Source organism: Ideonella aquatica (assembly GCF_018069755.1).
In the GTDB taxonomy this organism is placed as follows: domain Bacteria; phylum Pseudomonadota; class Gammaproteobacteria; order Burkholderiales; family Burkholderiaceae_C; genus Ideonella; species Ideonella aquatica.
This window is the reverse complement of the sequence record NZ_JAGQDE010000007.1, coordinates 42985-65209: the sequence shown is the minus strand read 5'-3', so window position 1 is coordinate 65209 and position 22225 is coordinate 42985. Positions and strand designations below refer to the sequence as shown.

Sequence of the window (22225 nt, the reverse complement as noted above, 5' to 3'; positions counted from 1 at the left end):
CCCCCCACAGCGTCAAAACGAAAACCCAAAAGGAAAAGGCCCGGCTGCTACTGCAACCGGGCCTTTCGGATATTAGCCTGACGATGTCCTACTTTCACACGGGGATCCGCACTATCATCGGCGCTGAGTCGTTTCACGGTCCTGTTCGGGATGGGAAGGGGTGGGACCAACTCGCTATGGTCATCAGGCTTAACTTGTTGCCTGGCGCGCGCTCTGGGAAGAGTGGTGCGGCCAAGCCAATTCAAAGAGTCATGAATCAGATGATTGCGTCTACCGACTTGAACGGTATAACTTAAATACTCAACCGATCCTTTGATGACTGCGTTTGGCAGTGTACATCAAAGTTATAGGGTCAAGCCTCACGAGCAATTAGTACTGGTTAGCTTAACGCATTACTGCGCTTCCACACCCAGCCTATCAACGTCCTGGTCTCGAACGACTCTTCAGGGGGCTCAAGGCCCCGGCAAGACTCATCTTGAGACGAGTTTCCCGCTTAGATGCTTTCAGCGGTTATCTCTTCCGCACTTAGCTACTCGGCAATGCCATTGGCATGACAACCGATACACCAGCGGTGCGTCCACTCCGGTCCTCTCGTACTAGGAGCAGGCTCTCTCAATCTTGCAGCGCCCACGGAAGATAGGGACCAAACTGTCTCACGACGTTTTAAACCCAGCTCACGTACCTCTTTAAATGGCGAACAGCCATACCCTTGGGACCGGCTACAGCCCCAGGATGAGATGAGCCGACATCGAGGTGCCAAACACCGCCGTCGATATGAACTCTTGGGCGGTATCAGCCTGTTATCCCCAGAGTACCTTTTATCCGTTGAGCGATGGCCCTTCCATACAGAACCACCGGATCACTTTGTCCTACTTTCGTACCTGCTCGACTTGTCAGTCTCGCAGTCAAGCACGCTTATGCCAATGCACTATCAGCACGATTTCCGACCGTGCCTAGCGTACCTTCGAACTCCTCCGTTACGCTTTAGGAGGAGACCGCCCCAGTCAAACTGCCCACCATACACTGTCCCCAACCCGGATAACGGGTCAAGGTTAGAACCTCAAACACACCAGGGTGGTATTTCAACGTTGGCTCCACCTGATCTAGCGACCAGGTTTCAAAGCCTCCCACCTATCCTACACAGATCTGTTCAAAGTCCAATGTAAAGCTACAGTAAAGGTTCATGGGGTCTTTCCGTCTTTCCGCGGGGAGATTGCATCATCACAAACATTTCAACTTCGCTGAGTCTCTGGAGGAGACAGTGTGGCCATCGTTACGCCATTCGTGCAGGTCGGAACTTACCCGACAAGGAATTTCGCTACCTTAGGACCGTTATAGTTACGGCCGCCGTTTACTGGGACTTCAATCAAGAGCTTGCACCCCATCATTTAATCTTCCAGCACCGGGCAGGCGTCACACCCTATACGTCGACTTTCGTCTTTGCAGAGTGCTGTGTTTTTAATAAACAGTCGCAGCCACCGATTCTCTGCGGCCTCATTGGGCTCCGTTTGTACAACTTCACCTACTAAAGGCACACCTTCTTCCGAAGTTACGGTGTCAATTTGCCGAGTTCCTTCTCCAGAGTTCTCTCAAGCGCCTTAGAATACTCATCTCGCGCACCAGTGTCGGTTTGCGGTACGGTCGTCTATAGCTGAAGCTTAGTGGCTTTTCCTGGAAGCAGGGTATCACTCACTTCGTCTGCAAGCAGACTCGTTATCACACCTCATCTAAGACCCCCGGATTTGCCTAAGGGCCACGACTACATGCTTGAACCGGGACATCCAACACCCGGCTGAGCTAACCTTCTCCGTCCCCACATCGCACTATAGATCGGTACAGGAATATTGACCTGTTTCCCATCAGCTACGCATCTCTGCCTCGCCTTAGGGGCCGACTCACCCTACGCCGATGAACGTTGCGTAGGAAACCTTGCGCTTACGGCGAGGGGGCTTTTCACCCCCTTTAACGCTACTCATGTCAGCATTCGCACTTCTGATACCTCCAGCAGACCTCACGATCCACCTTCGCAGGCTTACAGAACGCTCTCCTACCGCGCATCTTGCGATGCACCCGCAGCTTCGGTAACTGGCTTAGCCCCGTTACATCTTCCGCGCAGGACGACTCGATCAGTGAGCTATTACGCTTTCTTTAAATGGTGGCTGCTTCTAAGCCAACATCCTGACTGTTTTAGCCTTCCCACTTCGTTTCCCACTTAGCCAATTTTGGGGACCTTAGCTGGCGGTCTGGGTTGTTTCCCTCTTGTGTCCGGACGTTAGCACCCGGTGCACTGTCTCCCAAGCTGTACTCATCGGTATTCGGAGTTTGCATAGGTTTGGTAAGTCGCCATGACCCCCTAGCCTAAACAGTGCTCTACCCCCGATGGTAATACTTGAGGCACTACCTAAATAGTTTTCGGAGAGAACCAGCTATCTCCAGGTTTGTTTAGCCTTTCACCCCTATCCACAGCTCATCCGCTAGTTTTGCAACACTAGTCGGTTCGGACCTCCAGTGCGTGTTACCGCACCTTCATCCTGGCCATGGATAGATCACCTGGTTTCGGGTCTACACCCAGCGACTAGACGCCCTATTCGGACTCGATTTCTCTTCGGCTACCCTATTCGGTTAACCTCGCCACTGAATGTAAGTCGCTGACCCATTATACAAAAGGTACGCCGTCACCCCTAAGGGCTCCGACTTTTTGTATGCATGCGGTTTCAGGATCTATTTCACTCCCCTCCCGGGGTTCTTTTCGCCTTTCCCTCACGGTACTAGTTCACTATCGGTCGATTACGAGTATTTAGCCTTGGAGGATGGTCCCCCCATATTCAGACAGGATTTCACGTGTCCCGCCCTACTTGTCGTGCACCTAGTTCCACAAAACTCTTTTTCCATACGGGGCTATCACCCGCTGTGGCCGGACTTTCCAGACCGTTCTGATAAGAGTAATGCTAAAGAGCACAGGCTGTTCCGATTTCGCTCGCCACTACTTTCGGAATCTCGGTTGATGTCTATTCCTCGAGCTACTGAGATGTTTCAGTTCACCCGGTTCGCCTCGCATGACTATGTATTCATCATGCGATACCCCTAAGGGTGGGTTTCCCCATTCGGAAATCTCCGGATCAAAGCTTATTTGCCAGCTCCCCGAAGCTTATCGCAGGCTATCACGTCCTTCGTCGCCTGTAATCGCCAAGGCATCCACCACATGCACTTAGTCACTTGACCCTATAACTTTGACGTCGCTGATAAGACGTCGGGCACAAGGACCGGATCAGCTCATCAACGCTAGATGAGCTGATATGTGAGTATTCGCGTTATGCCGTTCTACAACTCGATTCTCGAGCTGAAGTCTGGTGACGCAATCATATGTTGCCGACGGCACGGTGCTGATCAGGCCTTTACCCCCAATCAAGCTTTCCGTCGACAACGCTGATTCGACTCTTTGAATTGTTAAAGAACAACAGCCATCTTTCGACAGCAAACCAAAAACCCCAACAGAGCTTTTGGTTTGCATCGAACAGCGCGAGTGACGTTGGTGGAGGATGACGGGATCGAACCGACGACCCCCTGCTTGCAAAGCAGGTGCTCTCCCAGCTGAGCTAATCCCCCAACACCCTCATCAGGCATCGTTGGTGGGTCTGGTTGGATTCGAACCAACGACCCCCGCCTTATCAAGACGGTGCTCTAACCGACTGAGCTACAGACCCACGCATCCCTAAAGTGCACAAGCCTGGCGCTCAGCGTTGCTCCCGGCTTGCTAGACATACCCTACCAAGGCCATCTCAACGCTCACCAGGCTCACGCTCACTCACTGTTGTGTTTCACAGCCGATAAGTGTGGGTGCAAGAATTTGAGTGCATTTTCCAGAAAGGAGGTGATCCAGCCGCACCTTCCGATACGGCTACCTTGTTACGACTTCACCCCAGTCACGAACCCTGCCGTGGTAATCGCCCTCCTTGCGGTTAGGCTAACTACTTCTGGCAGAACCCGCTCCCATGGTGTGACGGGCGGTGTGTACAAGACCCGGGAACGTATTCACCGCGACATGCTGATCCGCGATTACTAGCGATTCCGACTTCACGCAGTCGAGTTGCAGACTGCGATCCGGACTACGACCGGTTTTCTGGGATTGGCTCCCCCTCGCGGGTTGGCAGCCCTCTGTACCGGCCATTGTATGACGTGTGTAGCCCTACCCATAAGGGCCATGAGGACCTGACGTCATCCCCACCTTCCTCCGGTTTGTCACCGGCAGTCTCATTAGAGTGCCCTTTCGTAGCAACTAATGACAAGGGTTGCGCTCGTTGCGGGACTTAACCCAACATCTCACGACACGAGCTGACGACGGCCATGCAGCACCTGTGTGCAGGTTCTCTTTCGAGCACTCCCAAATCTCTTCAGGATTCCTGCCATGTCAAGGGTAGGTAAGGTTTTTCGCGTTGCATCGAATTAAACCACATCATCCACCGCTTGTGCGGGTCCCCGTCAATTCCTTTGAGTTTCAACCTTGCGGCCGTACTCCCCAGGCGGTCAACTTCACGCGTTAGCTACGTTACTGAGAAGGAACCTTCCCAACAACCAGTTGACATCGTTTAGGGCGTGGACTACCAGGGTATCTAATCCTGTTTGCTCCCCACGCTTTCGTGCATGAGCGTCAGTGCAGGCCCAGGGGATTGCCTTCGCCATCGGTGTTCCTCCGCATATCTACGCATTTCACTGCTACACGCGGAATTCCATCCCCCTCTGCCGCACTCAAGCCTTGCAGTCACAAAGGCAGTTCCCAGGTTGAGCCCGGGGATTTCACCTCTGTCTTACAAAACCGCCTGCGCACGCTTTACGCCCAGTAATTCCGATTAACGCTTGCACCCTACGTATTACCGCGGCTGCTGGCACGTAGTTAGCCGGTGCTTATTCTTCAGGTACCGTCATCCTCCCGAGGTATTAACCCAGAAGATTTCTTCCCTGACAAAAGCGGTTTACAACCCGAAGGCCTTCTTCCCGCACGCGGCATGGCTGGATCAGACTTGCGTCCATTGTCCAAAATTCCCCACTGCTGCCTCCCGTAGGAGTCTGGGCCGTGTCTCAGTCCCAGTGTGGCTGGTCGTCCTCTCAGACCAGCTACAGATCGTCGGCTTGGTAGGCCTTTACCCCACCAACTACCTAATCTGACATCGGCCGCTCCAATAGCGAGAGGTCTTGCGATCCCCCCCTTTCACCCGTAGGTCGTATGCGGTATTAATCCGGCTTTCGCCGGGCTATCCCCCACTACTGGGCACGTTCCGATGCATTACTCACCCGTTCGCCACTCGTCGCCAGGTTGCCCCGCGTTACCGTTCGACTTGCATGTGTAAGGCATGCCGCCAGCGTTCAATCTGAGCCAGGATCAAACTCTATAGTTCGATCTTGAATTCGCTCAAAGAATTGAAGTGAACTTCACTTCCATGAGCGTTTAAAGGTCTTTCAACCTCGAGCCTTTCGACTCTTGGCACTCGCCTTCAAACACCCACGCTTATCGGCTGTTAACTGTTAAAGAGCAGTGATCTTTCGATCAATCCAGCTTATCGCTGAAAGATGAGATCATAGCACAGAACTCATCTTTCAGAGATAAAAACGCCCGGGTAATCCCGGGCGTTTTCCTCGGATATTAGCCTGACGATGTCCTACTTTCACACGGGGATCCGCACTATCATCGGCGCTGAGTCGTTTCACGGTCCTGTTCGGGATGGGAAGGGGTGGGACCAACTCGCTATGGTCATCAGGCTTAACTTGTTGCCTGGCGCGCGCTCTGGGAAGAGTGGTGCGGCCAAGCCAATTCAAAGAGTCATGAATCAGATGATTGCGTCTACCGACTTGAACGGTATAACTTAAATACTCAACCGATCCTTTGATGACTGCGTTTGGCAGTGTACATCAAAGTTATAGGGTCAAGCCTCACGAGCAATTAGTACTGGTTAGCTTAACGCATTACTGCGCTTCCACACCCAGCCTATCAACGTCCTGGTCTCGAACGACTCTTCAGGGGGCTCAAGGCCCCGGCAAGACTCATCTTGAGACGAGTTTCCCGCTTAGATGCTTTCAGCGGTTATCTCTTCCGCACTTAGCTACTCGGCAATGCCATTGGCATGACAACCGATACACCAGCGGTGCGTCCACTCCGGTCCTCTCGTACTAGGAGCAGGCTCTCTCAATCTTGCAGCGCCCACGGAAGATAGGGACCAAACTGTCTCACGACGTTTTAAACCCAGCTCACGTACCTCTTTAAATGGCGAACAGCCATACCCTTGGGACCGGCTACAGCCCCAGGATGAGATGAGCCGACATCGAGGTGCCAAACACCGCCGTCGATATGAACTCTTGGGCGGTATCAGCCTGTTATCCCCAGAGTACCTTTTATCCGTTGAGCGATGGCCCTTCCATACAGAACCACCGGATCACTTTGTCCTACTTTCGTACCTGCTCGACTTGTCAGTCTCGCAGTCAAGCACGCTTATGCCAATGCACTATCAGCACGATTTCCGACCGTGCCTAGCGTACCTTCGAACTCCTCCGTTACGCTTTAGGAGGAGACCGCCCCAGTCAAACTGCCCACCATACACTGTCCCCAACCCGGATAACGGGTCAAGGTTAGAACCTCAAACACACCAGGGTGGTATTTCAACGTTGGCTCCACCTGATCTAGCGACCAGGTTTCAAAGCCTCCCACCTATCCTACACAGATCTGTTCAAAGTCCAATGTAAAGCTACAGTAAAGGTTCATGGGGTCTTTCCGTCTTTCCGCGGGGAGATTGCATCATCACAAACATTTCAACTTCGCTGAGTCTCTGGAGGAGACAGTGTGGCCATCGTTACGCCATTCGTGCAGGTCGGAACTTACCCGACAAGGAATTTCGCTACCTTAGGACCGTTATAGTTACGGCCGCCGTTTACTGGGACTTCAATCAAGAGCTTGCACCCCATCATTTAATCTTCCAGCACCGGGCAGGCGTCACACCCTATACGTCGACTTTCGTCTTTGCAGAGTGCTGTGTTTTTAATAAACAGTCGCAGCCACCGATTCTCTGCGGCCTCATTGGGCTCCGTTTGTACAACTTCACCTACTAAAGGCACACCTTCTTCCGAAGTTACGGTGTCAATTTGCCGAGTTCCTTCTCCAGAGTTCTCTCAAGCGCCTTAGAATACTCATCTCGCGCACCAGTGTCGGTTTGCGGTACGGTCGTCTATAGCTGAAGCTTAGTGGCTTTTCCTGGAAGCAGGGTATCACTCACTTCGTCTGCAAGCAGACTCGTTATCACACCTCATCTAAGACCCCCGGATTTGCCTAAGGGCCACGACTACATGCTTGAACCGGGACATCCAACACCCGGCTGAGCTAACCTTCTCCGTCCCCACATCGCACTATAGATCGGTACAGGAATATTGACCTGTTTCCCATCAGCTACGCATCTCTGCCTCGCCTTAGGGGCCGACTCACCCTACGCCGATGAACGTTGCGTAGGAAACCTTGCGCTTACGGCGAGGGGGCTTTTCACCCCCTTTAACGCTACTCATGTCAGCATTCGCACTTCTGATACCTCCAGCAGACCTCACGATCCACCTTCGCAGGCTTACAGAACGCTCTCCTACCGCGCATCTTGCGATGCACCCGCAGCTTCGGTAACTGGCTTAGCCCCGTTACATCTTCCGCGCAGGACGACTCGATCAGTGAGCTATTACGCTTTCTTTAAATGGTGGCTGCTTCTAAGCCAACATCCTGACTGTTTTAGCCTTCCCACTTCGTTTCCCACTTAGCCAATTTTGGGGACCTTAGCTGGCGGTCTGGGTTGTTTCCCTCTTGTGTCCGGACGTTAGCACCCGGTGCACTGTCTCCCAAGCTGTACTCATCGGTATTCGGAGTTTGCATAGGTTTGGTAAGTCGCCATGACCCCCTAGCCTAAACAGTGCTCTACCCCCGATGGTAATACTTGAGGCACTACCTAAATAGTTTTCGGAGAGAACCAGCTATCTCCAGGTTTGTTTAGCCTTTCACCCCTATCCACAGCTCATCCGCTAGTTTTGCAACACTAGTCGGTTCGGACCTCCAGTGCGTGTTACCGCACCTTCATCCTGGCCATGGATAGATCACCTGGTTTCGGGTCTACACCCAGCGACTAGACGCCCTATTCGGACTCGATTTCTCTTCGGCTACCCTATTCGGTTAACCTCGCCACTGAATGTAAGTCGCTGACCCATTATACAAAAGGTACGCCGTCACCCCTAAGGGCTCCGACTTTTTGTATGCATGCGGTTTCAGGATCTATTTCACTCCCCTCCCGGGGTTCTTTTCGCCTTTCCCTCACGGTACTAGTTCACTATCGGTCGATTACGAGTATTTAGCCTTGGAGGATGGTCCCCCCATATTCAGACAGGATTTCACGTGTCCCGCCCTACTTGTCGTGCACCTAGTTCCACAAAACTCTTTTTCCATACGGGGCTATCACCCGCTGTGGCCGGACTTTCCAGACCGTTCTGATAAGAGTAATGCTAAAGAGCACAGGCTGTTCCGATTTCGCTCGCCACTACTTTCGGAATCTCGGTTGATGTCTATTCCTCGAGCTACTGAGATGTTTCAGTTCACCCGGTTCGCCTCGCATGACTATGTATTCATCATGCGATACCCCTAAGGGTGGGTTTCCCCATTCGGAAATCTCCGGATCAAAGCTTATTTGCCAGCTCCCCGAAGCTTATCGCAGGCTATCACGTCCTTCGTCGCCTGTAATCGCCAAGGCATCCACCACATGCACTTAGTCACTTGACCCTATAACTTTGACGTCGCTGATAAGACGTCGGGCACAAGGACCGGATCAGCTCATCAACGCTAGATGAGCTGATATGTGAGTATTCGCGTTATGCCGTTCTACAACTCGATTCTCGAGCTGAAGTCTGGTGACGCAATCATATGTTGCCGACGGCACGGTGCTGATCAGGCCTTTACCCCCAATCAAGCTTTCCGTCGACAACGCTGATTCGACTCTTTGAATTGTTAAAGAACAACAGCCATCTTTCGACAGCAAACCAAAAACCCCAACAGAGCTTTTGGTTTGCATCGAACAGCGCGAGTGACGTTGGTGGAGGATGACGGGATCGAACCGACGACCCCCTGCTTGCAAAGCAGGTGCTCTCCCAGCTGAGCTAATCCCCCAACACCCTCATCAGGCATCGTTGGTGGGTCTGGTTGGATTCGAACCAACGACCCCCGCCTTATCAAGACGGTGCTCTAACCGACTGAGCTACAGACCCACGCATCCCTAAAGTGCACAAGCCTGGCGCTCAGCGTTGCTCCCGGCTTGCTAGACATACCCTACCAAGGCCATCTCAACGCTCACCAGGCTCACGCTCACTCACTGTTGTGTTTCACAGCCGATAAGTGTGGGTGCAAGAATTTGAGTGCATTTTCCAGAAAGGAGGTGATCCAGCCGCACCTTCCGATACGGCTACCTTGTTACGACTTCACCCCAGTCACGAACCCTGCCGTGGTAATCGCCCTCCTTGCGGTTAGGCTAACTACTTCTGGCAGAACCCGCTCCCATGGTGTGACGGGCGGTGTGTACAAGACCCGGGAACGTATTCACCGCGACATGCTGATCCGCGATTACTAGCGATTCCGACTTCACGCAGTCGAGTTGCAGACTGCGATCCGGACTACGACCGGTTTTCTGGGATTGGCTCCCCCTCGCGGGTTGGCAGCCCTCTGTACCGGCCATTGTATGACGTGTGTAGCCCTACCCATAAGGGCCATGAGGACCTGACGTCATCCCCACCTTCCTCCGGTTTGTCACCGGCAGTCTCATTAGAGTGCCCTTTCGTAGCAACTAATGACAAGGGTTGCGCTCGTTGCGGGACTTAACCCAACATCTCACGACACGAGCTGACGACGGCCATGCAGCACCTGTGTGCAGGTTCTCTTTCGAGCACTCCCAAATCTCTTCAGGATTCCTGCCATGTCAAGGGTAGGTAAGGTTTTTCGCGTTGCATCGAATTAAACCACATCATCCACCGCTTGTGCGGGTCCCCGTCAATTCCTTTGAGTTTCAACCTTGCGGCCGTACTCCCCAGGCGGTCAACTTCACGCGTTAGCTACGTTACTGAGAAGGAACCTTCCCAACAACCAGTTGACATCGTTTAGGGCGTGGACTACCAGGGTATCTAATCCTGTTTGCTCCCCACGCTTTCGTGCATGAGCGTCAGTGCAGGCCCAGGGGATTGCCTTCGCCATCGGTGTTCCTCCGCATATCTACGCATTTCACTGCTACACGCGGAATTCCATCCCCCTCTGCCGCACTCAAGCCTTGCAGTCACAAAGGCAGTTCCCAGGTTGAGCCCGGGGATTTCACCTCTGTCTTACAAAACCGCCTGCGCACGCTTTACGCCCAGTAATTCCGATTAACGCTTGCACCCTACGTATTACCGCGGCTGCTGGCACGTAGTTAGCCGGTGCTTATTCTTCAGGTACCGTCATCCTCCCGAGGTATTAACCCAGAAGATTTCTTCCCTGACAAAAGCGGTTTACAACCCGAAGGCCTTCTTCCCGCACGCGGCATGGCTGGATCAGACTTGCGTCCATTGTCCAAAATTCCCCACTGCTGCCTCCCGTAGGAGTCTGGGCCGTGTCTCAGTCCCAGTGTGGCTGGTCGTCCTCTCAGACCAGCTACAGATCGTCGGCTTGGTAGGCCTTTACCCCACCAACTACCTAATCTGACATCGGCCGCTCCAATAGCGAGAGGTCTTGCGATCCCCCCCTTTCACCCGTAGGTCGTATGCGGTATTAATCCGGCTTTCGCCGGGCTATCCCCCACTACTGGGCACGTTCCGATGCATTACTCACCCGTTCGCCACTCGTCGCCAGGTTGCCCCGCGTTACCGTTCGACTTGCATGTGTAAGGCATGCCGCCAGCGTTCAATCTGAGCCAGGATCAAACTCTATAGTTCGATCTTGAATTCGCTCAAAGAATTGAAGTGAACTTCACTTCCATGAGCGTTTAAAGGTCTTTCAACCTCGAGCCTTTCGACTCTTGGCACTCGCCTTCAAACACCCACGCTTATCGGCTGTTAACTGTTAAAGAGCTTTGCCTTGCGGCGTTTGCAGATCAGTGATCAGCAAAGAAGCGAGATTCTGTCATGAAGAAATAACCTTGTCAAGTGCTTGGTCTTTCTTCCCGACTGCCTGCTGTTGTTGCTCACCGGTTGGTTTGCATCGCTAGCTTGGGCCTCGCCGTCCGCTGCGCAACTCGTTAAGTGCTGTGCAGCGAAGCCCTCGACTGTAGCACAGCTTTTTCGGGCTGCGCAAGCCTTGTTGTGCACGACCGGAAAATTTCGCGTTCGGTGACGGGCGCTTCAGCGGGCGGTGGACATCACCAGCCACTGCGCACAGGCCTCTTGCGGCGCTTCGTGCTCCAGCACCTGGGGCAGACGGGTCTGCAAGGAGCGGACGTCCGCCCGCAGGATGCGCTGCTTGATCGAGGCGATCTGGGCGGGGTGCATTGAGAAGCTGGTCAGCCCCATGGCGAGCAGCAGCTCGGTGAAGGCAGGGTCACCCGCCATCTCGCCGCAGACCGACACCGCCTTGCCGTGCGCGCGGGCTTGCGCAATGGTGCTGGCGATCAACTGCAGCACAGCCGGGTGCCACGGGTCGAAGAGGTGTGACACCGCCTCGTCCGCACGGTCGATGGCCAGGGTGTACTGGATCAGGTCGTTGGTGCCGATCGAGACGAAGTCGAAGTGGCGCAGCAGTGACGGCAGGATCAGCGCAGCAGCCGGCACCTCGATCATCGCGCCCAGCTCCACCTGAGAGTAGGGCTGACCCTGGGCATCGAGCTGCTGGCAGGCGATCGCCAGCGCTTCGCGCACGCGCTGCGCCTCCTGGGGGTGCGCAACCATGGGGATCAGCAGTCGCACCTTGCCGTGCGCACTGGCGCGCAGGATGGCGCGCAGCTGGGCGCCGAACATCTCGGGCTCGGCCAGGCTCCAGCGGATCGCCCGCAGGCCCAGGGCCGGGTTGGTCTGGTGCTCGGTCGAGTGGGCCGACATCCGATCGAGTGGCTTGTCGGCGCCGATGTCGATCGTGCGGATCGTCACCGGCAGGCCATTCATCGCCTCCACCACGGCGCGGTAGGCGCGGTACTGTTCTTCCTCGTCAGGCAGGTGGCCGCCACGGTTCATGAACAGGAATTCGCTGCGAAACAGGCCCACGCCCACCGCGCCAGCGGCGATCGCGGCGGGCGCATCGGCCGGCAGCTCGATGTTGGCGAGCAACTCGATGTTCACCCCGTCCAGCGTGACCGAGGGCTTGTGGCGCAGCCGGTCCAGCCGGGCGCGCTCCAGCTCGCCCTGGCGCTGGCGGAAGCGGTATTCCTCCAGCACGATGGGCGATGGGTCGACGATCAGCACACCCTCGTCGCCGTCGATGATGACCCAGTCGTCCTGGCGCACCAGGCGGCTGCCCTCGCGCGTGCCCACCACCGCGGGAATGTCCATGCTGCGCGCCACGATGGCGGTGTGCGAGGTGCGTCCGCCGACATCGGTGACAAAGCCGGTGAAGACGCTGCGCTTGAACTGGATCATGTCGGCCGGCGCGATGTCGTTGGCCACCAGCACCAGCGGATCCTCGCCGCCGAAATCGCGCGTGCCCAGGCTGCCCGCCGGGGCGTCGTCGTCCTCGCGGGCCGAGCGCGACATGGCCTTGAGCATGCGCTCGACCACCTGCTCCAGGTCGGCCTTGCGCTCGCGCAGGTAGTCGTCCTCCATCTCGTCGAACTGCCGAGCCAGCACCTCCAGCTGCGCCGACATCGCCCACTCGGCGTTGTAGTGGCGCTCGGAAATCCATTGCTTGGTGGCGTCGGTCAGCATCTCGTCGTGCAACAGCATCAGGTGCACGTCGAGCAACGCCACCAGTTCGGCATGGGCCTCCTCGGGCACCTCCTGCTTGAGCGCGATCAACTCGGCAGCCACCTCGTCACGGGCACGGCGCAGGCGGGCGACTTCAGCCTCGACCTGCGAAGCGTCAATGAAGTAGTGCGCCACGTCGACCCGGCTCGACGCCACCAGCACCGCCCTGCCGATGGCCACACCGCGCGACACGGGCAGGCCGAAGATCTGGATGCTCATGCCGCAGGACTGTAGCAGCGCCGGTGCCGCGCACAGCCCGGGTTTCACCACCTGTCACCGCTTCGTCAAGAGACCGTCAACACCGCGACACCCGCGGCCGACACGATGCCGGGCAACCACGGAGAAGCCGATGAAGGAACTGCCCTCGCCCACGCAGCCGCTGATGCAATTGCTGGAGTCACCGCTGCGCCGCCGTCCGCAGGTCGCGCCGCCGCCGGTGCGCCGCGCCGAAGCAGCCCCGGTGCTGGAGGTGGTCTGGGCTCGCCATCAGGACGAGGTCCGCGCAGCGCAGCGCCTGCGCTGGCGCGTCTTCGTCGACGAGATGGGCGCCAGCCTGCCGCCGACACCCCTGCTGGGCGCCAACCACGACATCGACCGCTTCGACGCGCATTGCGAACACCTGCTGGTGCGTCTGCCCGGCCAGGCGGGACGGCCGTCCGAGGTGATCGGCACCTACCGGGTGCTCACACCCGCCGCAGCACAGCGGGCCGGCGGCCTGTACAGCGACAGCGAGTTCGACCTGGCCCCGTTGGCGGCCTGGCGCCCGCGCATGGTGGAGCTGGGCCGCGCCTGCGTCCACCCCGAGCACCGCACCGGCGCCGTGATCATGGCGCTGTGGGCCGAGCTGGCCGCCTTCATGGCGCGCAATCACCTGGAGGCAATGATCGGCTGCGCCAGCGTCACGATGAACGATGGCGGACACCACGCCGCCAGCCTCTGGACGCGCCTGCAGGCGAGCCACCTGGCCGAGCCCGCGTTCCGCCTGAGCCCGCGCCTGCCCCTGCCCGTGGAGCAGTTGGACACCACGCTGGAGGCCGAACCCCCGGCCTTGCTCAAAGGCTACCTGCGTTGCGGCGCGCGCATCCTGGGTGCGCCGGCCTGGGATCCCGACTTCAACACCGCCGACCTGCCGGTGATGCTGCGCCTGGCCGACCTGCCCGAGCGCTACCGCCGTCACTTCCTGGGCGCCTGACCCCCGCGCTCAGCGCTCAGCTGCCCTCGCCGAACTTGTCGTTGACCAGGGCCTGGATCGCGTCCAGCGCCTGCTGTTCGTCGGGGCCGCTGGTCTCCAGCTCCACCTCGGACCCCTGGCCCGCCGCCAGCATCATGACGCCCATGATGCTCTTGGCGTTCACGCGGCGGCCGTTGCGGGTCATGAAGACGTCGCACTGGAAACCGCCCGCCAGCTTGGTGAGCTTGGCCGAGGCCCGCGCATGCAGGCCGAGCTTATTGCTGATGGTGAGCGTGACTTGCTGCATAGGCGGGTGAGAGGTCTTGTGACTGGGTCTGGGGCCGGTGCGAGGACACCGGCATCACGCCCTGGCCGCCACCAGACAGGGCGCGCGACACCAGCGTGTCCAGCGCCTCGTTGCGGTAGGCCATGGCGCGCCAGAGCATCGGCACGTTGACGCCGGCCACCACGCGCTGCGTGACGCCGTCGGCCAGGCGGGCCGCGGTGTTGCAGGGTGTGGCGCCGAAGACATCGGTGAGGATCAGCGTCACCTGGCCCGGCGGCAGCAGCGGGCGCAGCGCCGCCTCGACCTCGGTGTCCGACCAGCCGGCCGGAACGTCCAGCGCCGTCAGTTGGTCCAGGTGCTCGGCAAAGATGTGCGCAGCCACCGAGCGCAAGGCCGAGGCAAGCGGGGCATGGGCCAGAAGCAGCAGCTGAGGCATGGGCAGGGTGACCGGTGGGTGAGCCATTCTAGGGGGCGGCCGAGCCCCCAAGGGCAGGGATGGACGGCAGACCGCGCGCGGGAGACCATGGCCAGCTACAGAGCCCCTGGCCGCTGCGGGTATCCCGCACGGCCGGCCGCCGGCTCTCCCCACCCAATTTGTGTCACCATCCGGCCTGCCCGCAGGCTGGACAACGCCCCCTGTCCGGAGCGGCCCATGAACGCCCCTGATCGACTGCCCTACCCCATGTCCGCCGACCGACCGCCCAAGGAAGCCGCCCGGCCATCCGACGATCCTTACTGGCGCGAACTGATCAGCCAGATTGGCAGCGACATCGGCCAGTCCCTGACCAGCGCCCTGGAGCGGGTGACCGCCCTGGCCACCACCGGCAAGATCGACCGCGCCGGCCTGAAGGCGCTGCGCGACGAGATCGACCGCGCCCGCCGCGCCGGCATGATCGGCCAGCAGATGGCACGCTACGCGTCGGGTCGCATTCGCCAGGTGCCTGAACAGCTCAGCCTGACCACGCTGATGCGCGAGATCCTGGTCCAGCGCGGTCGCGAGGCTTCGGCGCGCAACCTGCAGATCCGCCAGTCGCTGCGGCCGGTGGACGTGATCGCCGACGCCACGCTGCTGCACGCCCTGGCCCAGGCGGTGATGGACTGGGCGCTTGAGCTCAGCCGCAGCACGCTGGAGTTGCGCGTCGAGCTGAAGTCGTGGCCGGCGCATGCGCTGCTGGTCTGCCGCTTCGACCACATCACCGACCAGGCCCTGCCCGAAGAGGTGGTGGCCAGCACCGACCACGTCGCCTCGCTCGACACCATGAGCTGGCGCCTGGTGCAGCAGATCGCCCGCACGCTGCAGCTGGGTGTCGACCGCGTCGACGGCCCGCGCGACTGCGTGCTGACCATCGATTTCCCGCGCACCGTCAGCGAACAGCTCGACGGCGTCAGCGCGGTGGAGATCGACCCCGGCTTTGCCGCCTCCGACAACTCCAAGCCGCTGGCGGGCAGCCATGTGCTGGTGGTGGCCTCGCGCCGCGACCTGCGCAACGATGTGCGCGAAGCCACGCGCCACATGGGCCTGCTGGTGGACTTCGTCAACTCGGTGGACGAGGCCGAGGAGTTCGTGCGCGACGCGCTGCCGCACGCCATCGTCTACGAATCGGCCCTGGCCGGCGACCGCTTCCAGCGGCTGTGCGAAGGCATCCTGGGCGAGGTGCCCAACTTCGTCTTCATCGAAATCGCCGAAGAAGGCGACGGCTTCCAGCTCAGCAGCGACAACGAGCAGCGCCGCGCCAGCGTCGGTCGCAACGCGGTGCTGGAATCGCTGCCGTCGGCGCTGCTGTTCGAGCTCTCGCGCACCGCCTGAGGCAGCGCGCGGCAGCGACCCGGGCGGGCGGTGTCAGCCGCCGAAGACCTTGCGCAGGATGTCGCTGCCCGTGCCCACCGGGTCCTGACGGATCTTGCGCTCTTCCTCGCCAATGATCAGGTACAGGCCGTCCAGCGCCTTGCGCGTGACATAACTCTGCAGGTTGGCGTCTTCCTTCTTGACCAGGCCCAGGCCCGAGGCCTTGCCGGCCACCGCGTTGTACTTGTCGGCCAAAGACACCTGCTCGGTGGCCTTGGTCACAATCGGCAGGAACTTGGTGGTCAAGGGCTGGCGCGTCTTGCCTGCGAAGTAATCGGTCACCGACGTATCACCGCCCCGGACGATCTTCACGGCGTCCTGCACAGTGATGCCACGCGCGGCCGCCACCAGCATCTCCTTGGCCTCGGGCACGGCCAGCTCGGCGGCGCGGTTCATCGCTGCCACCAGCGCATCCACCTTGGCCTGCTGGCCGGTGAACTTGGCGATCTTGGCGGCGTCTGCCAGCATGCCGGGCAGCGGGATGTGGACCTTGGGGTTCTTCATGAAGCCGCCGTCCTGGCCCAGCAAGCCCACGGCCGCCAGCGCACCGCGCTCCAGCGCAGTCTTCACGCCCATCGAGGCATCGGCCTGGCTGAGCAACCCGGCGCGGGCCAGGGGCGCCACGCCCAGGCCCAGGATGGCTGCCGCGGCCGCCGTAAACTCTCGTCGCTGCATTGCGAGGTCCTCCATGAATCGACGCCACCATCTTGCGCTGTCCGCCCGCTGGCTGGCAACCGCTGCGGTCGCCCCGTGGGCGCTGGCCGCCTGCGCTGGCCGTGAAACGGCGCCGGACTTCGCGTTCACGTTGCTGGGTGGCCGCACCCAGCAGTTCGCCCAGGCGCGCCAGGGCAAGGTCATGCTGGTCAACTTCTGGGCCACCAGCTGCACCACCTGCGTCAAGGAGATGCCGCAGATGGCCGAGACCTTCACCAGGTTCAAGGACCAGGGCTACGACATGCTGGCCGTGGCAATGAACTACGACAACCCCGAGTTCGTGGCCAACTTCGCCAGCAGCCGCCAGCTGCCCTTTGGCGTGACCCATGACCACGACGGCGCGATCGCCAAGGCCTTTGGCGATGTGCGCCTGACCCCCACCAGCTTCCTGGTCGACAAGTCGGGCGCGGTGGTCAAGAAGTACGTGGGTGAGCCCGATTTCGCCGACTTCCAGCGCCTGATCGGCGAGCTGCTGAAGGCCTGATCAGGCCCCCACGCCGGCCTGCGCCGCCTGCTGGTCGGCGTGGTAGCTCGAGCGCACCAGCGCGCCCACGGCGGCGTGGCTGAAGCCCATCGCCTTGGCTTCGGCCTCGAACATCTTGAAGGTATCCGGGTGCACATAGCGCGTCACCGGCAGGTGGTGCCCCGAGGGCGCCAGGTACTGGCCGATCGTCAGCATGTCGATGTCATGGGCGCGCATGTCGCGCATCACCTCGAGGATTTCCTCGTCGGTCTCGCCCAGACCGACCATCAGGCCGCTCTTGGTGGGGATGTGCGGGAACAGGGCCTTGAACTTTTTCAGCAGGTTCAGGCTGAAGGCGTAGTCGCTGCCGGGGCGGGCCTGCTTGTACAGGCGCGGCACCGTCTCCAGGTTGTGGTTCATCACATCGGGCGGCGCGGCCTTCAGGATCTCCAGCGCGCGCTCATCGCGGCCACGGAAATCGGGCACCAGCACCTCGATGCGGGTGGCCGGCGACTGCTCGCGCACCTGGCGGATGCACTCCACGTAGTGGCCGGCGCCGCCGTCGCGCAGGTCGTCGCGGTCGACGCTGGTGATCACCACGTACTTCAGCTTCAGAGCGGCAATGGTCTTGGCCAGGTTCAGCGGCTCGTCCGCGTCCAGCGGATCGGGGCGGCCATGGCCCACATCGCAGAAGGGGCAGCGGCGGGTGCACTTGTCACCCATGATCATGAACGTGGCCGTGCCGTGGCCGAAGCACTCGCCGATGTTGGGGCAGGAGGCCTCTTCACAGACCGTGTGCAGCTTGTGCTCGCGCAGGATCTGCTTGATCTCGTAGAAGCGGGTGGTCGGCGAGCCGGCCTTGACGCGGATCCAGTCGGGCTTCTTCAGCACCTCGGCCTGCACCACCTTGATCGGAATGCGCGCGGTCTTGGCCTGGGCCTTCTGCTTGGCGGTGGCGTCGTAGTCGGCGCCGGTCTTGGCTTCGTGGGTGGTCTTGTCGGTGGCCATGGCAAACGGCAGGCGCGTGAGGAGGAAGAAAGGATCAGCGGCTCAGGTGGGCCGCAAGGCGCTCGGCCAGCAGGGCGGCGACATCGCGCGGCTCGGCGCGCACGCCCAGTGTAGCGAGGTCGACCGTGCGCAAGCCCGCGTAACCGCAGGGGTTGATGCGCTCGAAGGGCTGCAGGTCCATCGCCACGTTCAGCGACACGCCGTGGTAGGTGCAGTGCCCGGCCACCTTGATGCCCAGCGCAGCGATCTTGCCCAGGCCGGCGAACGGATCCTGGCTGGGGCCAGGCAGTGCACCGGCGCTGAACGGGTCGGCCAGGCGCACATAAATGCCCGGCGCGCCGCCCACCCGAAAACCCACCACGCCCAGCGCCTCCAGCGTCTGGATCACCGCGGCCTCCAGGCGGAAGACGTATTCCTTGACGTAGATGCCCAGGCGTTTCAGATCGACCAGCGGGTAGATCACCACCTGACCAGGGCCGTGGTAGGTCACCTGGCCGCCGCGGTTGGTCTGCACCACCGGAATGTCGCCGGGCATCAGCAGGTGCTCGGGCTTGCCGGCCACGCCTTGGGTGAAGACGGGCGGGTGCTCGACCAGCCACAGCTCATCCGGCGTGTCGGGCTGGCGCGCCTCGGTGAAGGCGCGCATCGCGTCGAAGGTCTGCGCGTAGGGCACCAGGCCCCAGTCGCGGTACTGCATCGGGGGCATCGCGGACAGGGGCAAGGCGGCGTCGCTGGACATGGCCCGATTGTCCCCGACGCCCGCCGGCCGCGCCGCGCGCCGGGTCATCGCTTTCGCGCTATGGTCGCGCCATGCGCCCGCTGATCCTTGCCGTCACTCTGTGCCTGTTGGCCGCGCCGCCCGTGCTGGCCCGGCCCGGCGAGACCGCGCTGCAGCAAGCCCTGAAGGTCTACGCCCAGGGCGACTGGGCGGCTGCCCAGGCCCGCTTCACCGCGCTGGCGCGCGCCGGCGTGCCCGCCGCGATGCACGACCTGGCGGTGATGCACCTGCGCGGCGAGGCCCGTCCCGCCAGCCCCCGCGAGGCCGAGCGCTGGCTGCTGGCCGCCGCCGGCAAGGGCTTCGTCACCTCGATGGCCGCGCTGGGCGAGCTCTATGAATCCGGTCGCCTGGGCGCGCGCGACCTGCCCAAGGCGCTGCAGGCCTGGGAGGCCGCCGGCGAGGCCGGCAGCGTGGACGCCCAGGTCGCCGCCGGCACCGCGCACTGGATGGGCCGCGGCACACCGGTGGATGCGGCCGAGGCGGCCCGCTGGTACCGCCGCGCCGCCGCCGCCGGCGATATGGGCGCGCAGTACATCCTGGCCACGATGTACGAGAAGGGCGACGGCGTGGAGCAGGACCCGCGGCTGGCGCGCTACTGGTACGAGGCCGCTGCCCGCCAGGGCGACGAGGCCGCACCCTGGAAGCTCAAGGCGATCGACGCTGCGGCGTCAGCGGCTACAGCACCACCTTGACCATCGGGTGCGTGCTCAGCGTGCGGTAGAGCTCGTCGAGCTGCTCGCGGCTGGTGGCGGTCACGGTGATCGTCAGGCCCAGGTAGTTGCCGCCCTTGCTGGGGCGGTGCTCGATGGTGGCGGGGTCGAAGCCGGGGTCGAAGCTTTTCGCCACCACGGTGACGGCCTCGACGAAGCCCTCGACATGGGCGCCCATCACCTTGATCGGAAAGGCGCTGGGGTACTCGATCAGCGATGGCTCGGGCGGGATGTCGGCCACACAGGCCTCCTTCAGATCGATTGCTCGCACTTGGCGCGCTGGTAGGCCTCAAACAGGCGCGCATAGACCGGACCGGGCTTGCCGCGCAGCGCGCCGTGGCCCACTGGCTCGCCGTCGATGCGGGTCACGGCCAGCACCTCCTTGCCGGTGGAGCTCAGCAGCACCTCGTCGGCGGCGCGCAGGTCGGCCTCGCTGAGCGGGCGCAGGTTGAAGGCGATGCCCTCCTCCTCGCACAGCTCGCGCAGCAGCGCCACGCGGATGCCCTCCAGCACATGGCCGTCCATCGGCGGGCCCAGCAGCGCGCCCTCGTGCACGATCCAGGCGTTGCTGGACGCGCCTTCGGTCAGCCAGGGGCCGCCGGGTTCGCCGTCGCGCAACAGCAGGGTCTCGGCGGCGCCGGCGTCGGCCGAGACCTGGCGCGCCATCACATTGCCCAGCAGGGAAATGCTCTTGATGTCGCCACGCGCCCAGCGCAGGTCGCGCGCGGTGACGCAGGCCACGCCGTGGTGGCGCTGCTCGGCCGGGACCGGGCGCATCGGCTGGCTGAAGAGGAAGACCGTGGGCGTCAGGCCGGGCAGCATCACGTGCTCGCGCATGGCCACGCCGCGCGTGACCTGCAGGTAGACGATCTGGTCCTCGGCGGCATGGGCGTCGATCAGGCGGCGGATGCGCGCCAGCCAGCCGTCGCGGTCCAGCGGCGCGGGGATGCGCAGCTTGTCCAGGTTGCGCGCCAGGCGCGCCATGTGCTGGTCGAAGCGGAAGATCCGCCGGCCATAGACCGGCATCGCCTCATAGACGCCGTCGCCGAACAGGAAGCCGCGGTCCATCACCGACACCTTGGCCTCGGCCAGCGGCTGCAGCGTGCCGTCCAGGTCGCACAGAAGGTCGGGCAGGGGCGCGGTCATGGGGTACTCCTCTCGGGCCGGTCCGTCAGGTTACTTGATCCACAGCCGCAGCGCATCCCAGGCGCGGCCCAGCAAGCCGGCCTGCGGCACGTCATCCTGCACCAGCAGCGGCACCGCCGCCACCGGCGTGCCGCCCACCGTGCTGACCTTGAGCGTGGCCACGCGCTGGCCCTTGGCCAGCGGGGCCACCAGCGGGTCGATGCGCTCGACCGCGGTGCGCAGGTGCTCGGCCTCGCCCTTGGGCACGGCCACCACCAGCGCGCCGTCCACGCCCAGGTCGGCGGTGTTGCGGGTGCCCTTCCAGACCGGCACCGTCTGCACCGGCTTGCCGGCCTCAAACAGGCGCACCGCATCAAAGGCGGTGTAGCCCCAGTTGAGCAGCTTCTGGCTCTCATTGGCGCGTGCCTGCATCGAATCGGCCCCCATCACCACCGACAGCAGGCGCCGCTTGCCGCCGGGGAAGTCGCGCTGGGCGGTGGCGATCAGGCAGTAGCCGGCGGCCTCGGTGAAGCCGGTCTTCATGCCGTCCACCGACGGGTCGCGCGCCAGCAGCAGGTTGCGGTTGGGCTGGCGGATGTTGTTGAAGCTGTAGTCCTTCATCGCATAGTAGGCCGCGTGCCGCTCGGGGAAGTCGCGGATCACATGCTGGGCGATCTCGGCCAGTTCACGCGCGGTGCTGCGGTGGCCGGCCTCGGTCAGGCCGGTGACGTTCTTGAACGCAGTGTTCTTCAGGCCCCAGGCCTCGGCCTGGCGGTTCATCTGGGCGACGAAGTTCTCCACCGTGCCGGAGACGCCTTCGGCCAGCGCCACCGCCGCGTCGTTGCCCGACTGCACGATCATGCCCTTGAGCAGTTCGTCCACGGTGGGCGTCATCTTGGGGTCGATGAACATCAGCGAGCCGCCGCCCTTGCGCTCGGCCCAGGCACGCTCGCTGACCGGCAGGCGCTGCTCCAGCGCGATCTTGCGGTCCTTCAGCGCCTGGAACACCACATAGGCGGTCATCAGCTTGGTCAGCGAGGCGGGCTCGGCCGGCGCGTCGGCGTTGCGCTCGGCCAGCACCTGGCGCGCCGTCATGTCGAGCAGCAGGTAGCCGCGCGCCGCCACCTCGGGCGGCTGCGGGCCTTGGGCGCGCGCCGTGGGGGTGGCCACGAGCAGGGTCAACAGGATCAGGGACAGCAAGCGTTTCAT

General features: G+C 61.3%; 13 protein-coding genes, 4 tRNA genes and 6 rRNA genes. 4 read left to right on the top strand and 19 right to left on the bottom strand.

Features of this window, described 5'->3' with window-relative positions:
• Window positions 1-75: 75 nt before the first annotated feature.
• The 11 genes from rrf (KAK06_RS09900) to ptsP form a co-directional block, all read right to left on the bottom strand.
• Window positions 76-188 (bottom strand): 5S ribosomal RNA (gene rrf / locus KAK06_RS09900).
• A gap of 160 nt (window positions 189-348) precedes the next feature.
• A 23S ribosomal RNA gene (locus KAK06_RS09895) occupies window positions 349-3222 on the bottom strand.
• A gap of 308 nt (window positions 3223-3530) precedes the next feature.
• Window positions 3531-3606: transfer RNA gene (locus KAK06_RS09890), tRNA-Ala, on the bottom strand.
• Between the two features lie 21 nt (window positions 3607-3627).
• A tRNA-Ile gene (locus KAK06_RS09885) sits at window positions 3628-3704 on the bottom strand.
• Between the two features lie 160 nt (window positions 3705-3864).
• Window positions 3865-5393: ribosomal RNA gene (locus KAK06_RS09880) — 16S ribosomal RNA — on the bottom strand.
• Between the two features lie 248 nt (window positions 5394-5641).
• A 5S ribosomal RNA gene (gene rrf / locus KAK06_RS09875) occupies window positions 5642-5754 on the bottom strand.
• A gap of 160 nt (window positions 5755-5914) precedes the next feature.
• Window positions 5915-8788 (bottom strand): 23S ribosomal RNA (locus KAK06_RS09870).
• Between the two features lie 308 nt (window positions 8789-9096).
• Window positions 9097-9172, bottom strand: a tRNA-Ala gene (locus tag KAK06_RS09865).
• Window positions 9173-9193: 21 nt separating this feature from the next.
• Window positions 9194-9270, bottom strand: a tRNA-Ile gene (locus tag KAK06_RS09860).
• A gap of 160 nt (window positions 9271-9430) precedes the next feature.
• A 16S ribosomal RNA gene (locus KAK06_RS09855) occupies window positions 9431-10959 on the bottom strand.
• Together the 16S, 23S and 5S rRNA genes with 4 tRNA genes alongside form the textbook arrangement of a ribosomal RNA operon.
• Before the next feature lie 405 nt (window positions 10960-11364).
• The gene (ptsP, locus tag KAK06_RS09850) at window positions 11365-13134 is read right to left on the bottom strand and encodes a phosphoenolpyruvate--protein phosphotransferase (protein WP_210801803.1); all 1770 of its coding nucleotides are present in this window, start codon (window positions 13132-13134) and stop codon (window positions 11365-11367) included.
• A 130-nt stretch (window positions 13135-13264) separates the two neighbouring features.
• Between ptsP and KAK06_RS09845 the strand changes: the two genes are divergently transcribed.
• Window positions 13265-14107, top strand: coding sequence for a GNAT family N-acetyltransferase (locus KAK06_RS09845; RefSeq protein WP_210801801.1), 843 nt, complete (start codon window positions 13265-13267; stop codon window positions 14105-14107).
• Window positions 14108-14123: 16 nt separating this feature from the next.
• On the opposite strand, the gene KAK06_RS09840 is transcribed toward KAK06_RS09845, so the two are convergent.
• Together KAK06_RS09840 and KAK06_RS09835 are read right to left on the bottom strand one after the other, a co-directional pair.
• Window positions 14124-14393: an HPr family phosphocarrier protein gene (locus KAK06_RS09840; protein WP_210801799.1), complete on the bottom strand. Its 270-nt coding sequence runs from the start codon at window positions 14391-14393 to the stop codon at window positions 14124-14126.
• Entirely contained in the window at window positions 14362-14808 is a 447-nt protein-coding gene (locus KAK06_RS09835) for a PTS sugar transporter subunit IIA (RefSeq protein ID WP_210801797.1), read from the bottom strand. Before KAK06_RS09835 ends, KAK06_RS09840 begins: the two co-directional genes overlap by 32 nt.
• Window positions 14809-15024: 216 nt before the next feature.
• Here KAK06_RS09835 and KAK06_RS09830 point away from each other — a divergent pair, with 216 nt between their 5' ends.
• Complete coding sequence (locus KAK06_RS09830) at window positions 15025-16179, top strand: hypothetical protein (protein WP_210801796.1); 1155 nt, start codon at window positions 15025-15027, stop codon at window positions 16177-16179.
• Between the two features lie 33 nt (window positions 16180-16212).
• Here the strand turns inward: KAK06_RS09830 and KAK06_RS09825 are convergent, their stop codons facing one another.
• Entirely contained in the window at window positions 16213-16893 is a 681-nt protein-coding gene (locus tag KAK06_RS09825) for a DUF4197 domain-containing protein (protein WP_210801795.1), read from the bottom strand.
• Window positions 16894-16906: 13 nt separating this feature from the next.
• Here KAK06_RS09825 and KAK06_RS09820 point away from each other — a divergent pair, with 13 nt between their 5' ends.
• Window positions 16907-17416, top strand: a complete 510-nt coding sequence (locus tag KAK06_RS09820) for a peroxiredoxin family protein (RefSeq protein ID WP_247652767.1) — start codon at window positions 16907-16909, stop codon at window positions 17414-17416.
• Here the strand turns inward: KAK06_RS09820 and lipA are convergent, their stop codons facing one another.
• Both lipA and lipB read right to left on the bottom strand, forming a co-directional pair.
• Complete coding sequence (gene lipA / locus KAK06_RS09815) at window positions 17417-18403, bottom strand: lipoyl synthase (RefSeq protein WP_210801792.1); 987 nt, start codon at window positions 18401-18403, stop codon at window positions 17417-17419.
• A 34-nt stretch (window positions 18404-18437) separates the two neighbouring features.
• Window positions 18438-19142 carry a lipoyl(octanoyl) transferase LipB gene (gene lipB, locus KAK06_RS09810; protein ID WP_375140884.1) on the bottom strand — a complete coding sequence of 235 codons (705 nt, stop codon included), beginning with the start codon at window positions 19140-19142 and terminating at the stop codon, window positions 18438-18440.
• Between the two features lie 71 nt (window positions 19143-19213).
• On the opposite strand from lipB, the gene KAK06_RS09805 reads away from it, so the two are divergent.
• The gene (locus tag KAK06_RS09805) at window positions 19214-19873 is read left to right on the top strand and encodes a tetratricopeptide repeat protein (protein WP_210801791.1); all 660 of its coding nucleotides are present in this window, start codon (window positions 19214-19216) and stop codon (window positions 19871-19873) included.
• Here the strand turns inward: KAK06_RS09805 and KAK06_RS09800 are convergent.
• Genes KAK06_RS09800 through KAK06_RS09790 form a run of 3 tightly spaced genes read right to left on the bottom strand, consistent with a single transcriptional unit; the run spans window position 19857 to window position 22225 of the window.
• Window positions 19857-20132: a DUF493 family protein gene (locus KAK06_RS09800; RefSeq protein ID WP_210801789.1), complete on the bottom strand. Its 276-nt coding sequence runs from the start codon at window positions 20130-20132 to the stop codon at window positions 19857-19859. The genes KAK06_RS09805 and KAK06_RS09800 overlap by 17 nt on opposite strands.
• An 11-nt stretch (window positions 20133-20143) precedes the next feature.
• Window positions 20144-21037, bottom strand: coding sequence for a D-amino acid aminotransferase (locus tag KAK06_RS09795; protein ID WP_210801788.1), 894 nt, complete (start codon window positions 21035-21037; stop codon window positions 20144-20146).
• A gap of 30 nt (window positions 21038-21067) precedes the next feature.
• Complete coding sequence (locus KAK06_RS09790; protein ID WP_210801786.1) at window positions 21068-22225, bottom strand: D-alanyl-D-alanine carboxypeptidase family protein; 1158 nt, start codon at window positions 22223-22225, stop codon at window positions 21068-21070.

Excerpts from the sequence above, each read along its gene's own strand:
- ptsP (WP_210801803.1), bottom strand. The coding sequence starts at position 13,134 with ATGAGCATCCAGATCTTCGGCCTGCCCGTGTCGCGCGGTGTGGCCATC.
- KAK06_RS09845 (WP_210801801.1), top strand. The coding sequence starts at position 13,265 with ATGAAGGAACTGCCCTCGCCCACGCAGCCGCTGATGCAATTGCTGGAG.
- KAK06_RS09840 (WP_210801799.1), bottom strand. The coding sequence starts at position 14,393 with ATGCAGCAAGTCACGCTCACCATCAGCAATAAGCTCGGCCTGCATGCG.
- KAK06_RS09835 (WP_210801797.1), bottom strand. The coding sequence starts at position 14,808 with ATGCCTCAGCTGCTGCTTCTGGCCCATGCCCCGCTTGCCTCGGCCTTG.
- KAK06_RS09830 (WP_210801796.1), top strand. The coding sequence starts at position 15,025 with ATGAACGCCCCTGATCGACTGCCCTACCCCATGTCCGCCGACCGACCG.
- KAK06_RS09825 (WP_210801795.1), bottom strand. The coding sequence starts at position 16,893 with ATGCAGCGACGAGAGTTTACGGCGGCCGCGGCAGCCATCCTGGGCCTG.
- KAK06_RS09820 (WP_247652767.1), top strand. The coding sequence starts at position 16,907 with ATGAATCGACGCCACCATCTTGCGCTGTCCGCCCGCTGGCTGGCAACC.
- lipA (WP_210801792.1), bottom strand. The coding sequence starts at position 18,403 with ATGGCCACCGACAAGACCACCCACGAAGCCAAGACCGGCGCCGACTAC.
- lipB (WP_375140884.1), bottom strand. The coding sequence starts at position 19,142 with ATGTCCAGCGACGCCGCCTTGCCCCTGTCCGCGATGCCCCCGATGCAG.
- KAK06_RS09805 (WP_210801791.1), top strand. The coding sequence starts at position 19,214 with ATGCGCCCGCTGATCCTTGCCGTCACTCTGTGCCTGTTGGCCGCGCCG.
- KAK06_RS09795 (WP_210801788.1), bottom strand. The coding sequence starts at position 21,037 with ATGACCGCGCCCCTGCCCGACCTTCTGTGCGACCTGGACGGCACGCTG.
- KAK06_RS09790 (WP_210801786.1), bottom strand. The coding sequence starts at position 22,225 with ATGAAACGCTTGCTGTCCCTGATCCTGTTGACCCTGCTCGTGGCCACC.